The following is a 4,273-nucleotide window of genomic DNA, read 5'->3' as shown; positions in this document are numbered from 1 at the left end:
TGCTTGCGAGCTTTGGGATCAAATTTCATGATCAACATTTTCTCGGGCATGGTTTTCTTGTTTTTGCTGGTCGTGTAGAAGTGACCGGTGCCGGCTGTCGATTCCAGCTTGATTTTTTCGCGTCCGCCTTTGGATGCCATGATCGTTTCCTTAAATAGATTTAGTCAGTGGAGGGCAGAGCTTGTGTGCAGCTGCCCATCAAATCATCAAGCCTGACCGCGGGCGCGCAAATCGGCCAGCACAGAGTCAATGCCATTTTTGTCGATCAGGCGCAGAGCCGCGCTCGACACGCGCAGGCGCACCCAACGGTTTTCGGTCTCCACCCAGAAACGGCGGTATTGCAGGTTCGGCAAGAACCGGCGCTTGGTTTTGTTGTTGGCGTGGGAAACATTGTTCCCCGTCATCGGGCCTTTGCCCGTTACTTCACATACGCGTGCCATGTGGACACTCCATGATTTTCTAAACGGCAGCTCGTGGTCACGAGCGCCTCACCTCGCCAGAATGGGTGGCGGTAACCCGACATTTGTCGCTTGATCCGCATCTGTGGGATGCGGGCATGTTCAACAAAGCCTGAAATTATAGCGTTTTATCAAACGCCTTCTTGTTCTAAGAAGCGTTGGGCGTCCAGGGCGGCCATACAGCCTGTTCCCGCGCTGGTGATGGCTTGGCGGTACACGTGGTCTTGCACGTCGCCAGCCGCAAAGACACCGGGCACGCTGGTCATGGTGGCAAAGCCCTGCAAACCGCCTTGGGTGATGATGTAGCCGTCCTTCATGTTCAGCTGACCTTGAAAGATGTCGGTGTTGGGGTGGTGGCCAATCGCAATGAAGCAGCCTTGCAGTGTCAAGTCGCGTGTGCTGCCGTCTTGTGTGCTTTTCAGACGCACGCCGGTCACGCCTGAGGCGTCGCCCAGCACTTCGTCCAACGTGCTGTGGGTTTGCAGCACGATCTTGCCTGCGGCCACTTTGTCCATCAGCTTGTCGATCAAGATGGCCTCGGCTTTGAATTTGTCGCGGCGGTGGATCAGGTGCACCACGCTGGCAATGTTGGAGAGGTACAGCGCCTCCTCCACAGCGGTGTTGCCACCACCCACCACGCAAACGGGTTGCTCGCGGTAGAAAAAGCCGTCGCAGGTGGCGCAACCTGACACGCCACGGCCCATGAACGCCTCTTCAGAAGGCAGGCCCAGGTATTTGGCCGAAGCACCGGTGCAAATGATCAAGCTGTCGCAGGTGTAGACACCGCTGTCGCCCGTCAGCGTGAATGGGCGCTTGGAGAAGTCGACCGTGTGGACATGGTCAAACACGATCTGGGTGTTGAAGCGCTCCGCATGCTGCTGGAAGCGCTGCATCAGCTCGGGGCCTTGCACACCGTTCACATCGGCGGGCCAGTTGTCCACCTCAGTGGTGGTCATCAATTGACCGCCTTGGGCCATGCCCGTGATCAGCAAAGGCTTCAAATTGGCACGTGCTGCATACACGGCGGCGGTGTAGCCCGCAGGGCCAGAACCCAGAATCAAAACTTGGGCGTGTTGGGGGGTAGTCATCGGAACCACTCAATCGAAAGAGACAATAAGAGAATGATTGTAAGAACCCTGGCCGAGGCCCTCCCCACTGTGGGGCCGTCCCTCAGGTAAGCTCTCCCACCAGACATGACCTATTCGCTCAACACCCTCAACAACGACCGTCGCGCTTCCAGCGCAGATGGCGACCACAAACCCACCGGATTCAGGCGCTTTGCGCAAGAAATCGCGCTCACCGCCGGTTTTGTGTTCATGCTGTTTTGGTTGCTGGCACTGCTCACCCACTCGCCTTTGGATCCTGCATGGACCACCTCGGGCACAGGCAGCAGCGTGCGCAACTTTGGTGGCCGCTTGGGTGCCTGGTTGGGGGACATGAGCTTTTTCTTGCTGGGCTACTCGGCGTGGTGGTGCTACGCCGCCGCCTTGGTGGCTTGGTTGGCTGCGTTGGCCGATCGCTTGCGCGATGAAGACACCCCGCCAGTGGAAAACTTGGGCTGGCGCCACACCCGTTTTGCCTTTTGGGCTGGACTGGCCTTGCTGCTGATTTCGAGTGTGGGGTTGGAGTGGACCCGCTTGTACCGTTTTGAAGACCGTTTGCCCGGGCATGTCAGCGGTGGCGTGCTGGGTTACCTGGTGGGTCCGTTCAGCTTGAAGTGGCTGGGCTTCAATGGCTCGGGTTTGATCTTCATTGTGTTTGGTGTGGTGGGCGCGTCTTGGGTGTTTCGTTTTTCTTGGGCCCAAACGGCCGAGAACATGGGCGCCTGGATTGACGGTCGCATCGAGTCTTGGCGTGAACGCCGCGAGCGCGAACAAGACGTCGCCTACGGTTTGGCTGCCGCGCGCGAGCGCGAAGAGGTGGTGTTGGAAGAGCGTGTCGAGATAGAGGAGCACCATCCGGTGCCCGTGGTGATTGAGCCTGAAATGGTGGAAGTGCCCAAGAGCGCGCGCGTGGCCAAAGAGCGCCAAAAGCCCTTGTTCGCCGAAATGGTCGATTCGCGCCTGCCGCAAGTCGATTTGCTGGACGGCCCCTTGGTGCGCCAAGACACCGTGGCCCCCGAGACGCTGGAGATGACCAGCCGCATGATCGAGAAAAAGCTCAAAGACTTTGGTGTCGAAGTGCGGGTGGTGGCGGCGTCGCCGGGCCCCGTGATCACGCGCTACGAGATTGAGCCCGCCACCGGTGTCAAAGGTTCGCAAGTGATGAACCTGGCCAAAGACTTGGCGCGTTCTTTGTCGCTGGTGTCCATTCGTGTGGTCGAGACCATCCCCGGCAAAAACTACATGGCGCTGGAATTGCCCAACGCCAAACGCCAGTCGATTCGCCTGAGTGAAATCTTGGGCTCTGACGTTTACAACGAAGCCAAGTCCATGCTCACCATGGGCCTGGGCAAAGACATCATTGGCAACCCCGTCGTGGCCGATTTGGCCAAGATGCCCCACGTGCTGGTGGCTGGTACCACCGGCTCGGGCAAGTCGGTGGGCATCAACGCCATGATCTTGTCGCTGCTCTACAAAGCCGAAGCGCGTGATGTGCGCCTGTTGATGATCGACCCCAAGATGCTGGAGATGTCGGTCTACGAAGGCATTCCGCATTTGTTGGCACCGGTGGTCACCGACATGCGCCAAGCCGCACACGGCTTGAACTGGTGCGTGGGCGAAATGGAAAAGCGCTACAAGCTCATGAGCAAGCTGGGTGTGCGCAACTTGGCGGGCTACAACGCCAAGATCGACGAAGCCGCCGCACGCGAAGAGTTCATCTACAACCCCTTCAGCCTCACGCCCGAGCAGCCTGAGCCCTTGCAGCGTTTGCCGCACATCGTGGTGGTGATCGACGAATTGGCCGACCTGATGATGGTGGTGGGCAAGAAGATCGAAGAGCTGATTGCCCGCTTGGCGCAAAAGGCCCGTGCCGCTGGCATTCACCTGATCTTGGCCACCCAGCGCCCCAGCGTGGACGTGATCACAGGCCTCATCAAGGCCAACATCCCGACCCGCATTGCCTTTCAGGTCAGCAGCAAGATTGACAGCCGCACCATCCTTGACCAAATGGGCGCCGAAGCGCTGCTGGGCATGGGTGACATGCTCTACATGGCCAGTGGCACCGGGCTGCCCATTCGCGTGCACGGTGCTTTTGTGAGCGATGAAGAAGTCCACCGCGTGGTGAGCTACCTCAAGACCCAAGGCGAGCCCGACTACATCGAGGGCGTGCTCGAAGGCGGCACGGTCGATGGTGACGGCAATGCCAGCGGCCCCGATTTGTTTGGCGACGCGCCCGCAGAAAAAGACCCGATGTACGACCAAGCCGTCGAGGTGGTGTTGAAAAACCGCAAGGCCAGCATCTCGCTGGTGCAAAGGCACTTGAAGATTGGCTACAACCGCGCCGCGCGTTTGGTGGAAGACATGGAAAAAGCCAGCATGGTCAGCGACATGAGCAACAACGGCCAGCGCGAAATTTTGGTGCCCAGGCGTGATGAGTAGCGTCACACGTCCACCGCATGACAAAGCCTCACCTGTTCGCCATGAATAAGGCCCCATTTCATGTGTCACCCACACACACCCGTGGCCGCTTCATGCCTTGGACACACGCGATGGGGCATGCGGTGATGGGGTGGGCTTTGGCTGGGGCATTTGCGTGCGTTGGCGTGGCGCATGCCAACAGCCTGGACACCTTGGCTGCTTTTTTGAATACCACCCAAAGTGGACGCGCCGACTTTACCCAGGTGGTGACGTCTCCTGCCAGACCCGACCAAG

At 58.9% G+C, this 4,273-nt stretch carries 4 protein-coding genes and 1 pseudogene; 2 read left to right on the top strand and 3 right to left on the bottom strand.

The genetic code is table 11. The features are described from left to right. The 3 genes from rpmG to trxB form a co-directional block, all read right to left on the bottom strand. On the bottom strand, positions 1 to 140 hold a 140-nt coding region (gene rpmG / locus ACKWJN_RS08450; RefSeq protein WP_408595958.1), incomplete at its 3' end, for a 50S ribosomal protein L33. A gap of 66 nt (positions 141 to 206) precedes the next feature. Next, positions 207 to 440, bottom strand: a complete 234-nt coding sequence (gene rpmB, locus ACKWJN_RS08445; protein ID WP_100146402.1) for a 50S ribosomal protein L28 — start codon at positions 438 to 440, stop codon at positions 207 to 209. Positions 441 to 589: 149 nt separating this feature from the next. Further along, a complete protein-coding gene (trxB, locus tag ACKWJN_RS08440; protein ID WP_408595955.1) occupies positions 590 to 1,546 on the bottom strand; it encodes a thioredoxin-disulfide reductase in 957 nt (318 codons plus the stop codon). A gap of 105 nt (positions 1,547 to 1,651) precedes the next feature. Here trxB and ACKWJN_RS08435 point away from each other — a divergent pair, with 105 nt between their 5' ends. Both ACKWJN_RS08435 and ACKWJN_RS08430 read left to right on the top strand, forming a co-directional pair. Further along, entirely contained in the window at positions 1,652 to 4,000 is a 2,349-nt protein-coding gene (locus ACKWJN_RS08435) for a DNA translocase FtsK (RefSeq protein WP_408595954.1), read from the top strand. 17 nt (positions 4,001 to 4,017) lie between these two features. Then, positions 4,018 to 4,273, top strand: a pseudogene (locus ACKWJN_RS08430) (hypothetical protein); the annotation flags it as partial.

Origin of the sequence: Limnohabitans sp. (assembly GCF_046052825.1) — a bacterium.
Classification (GTDB): domain Bacteria; phylum Pseudomonadota; class Gammaproteobacteria; order Burkholderiales; family Burkholderiaceae_C; genus Limnohabitans.
This window is presented reverse-complemented; position numbering and strand designations above follow the sequence as displayed.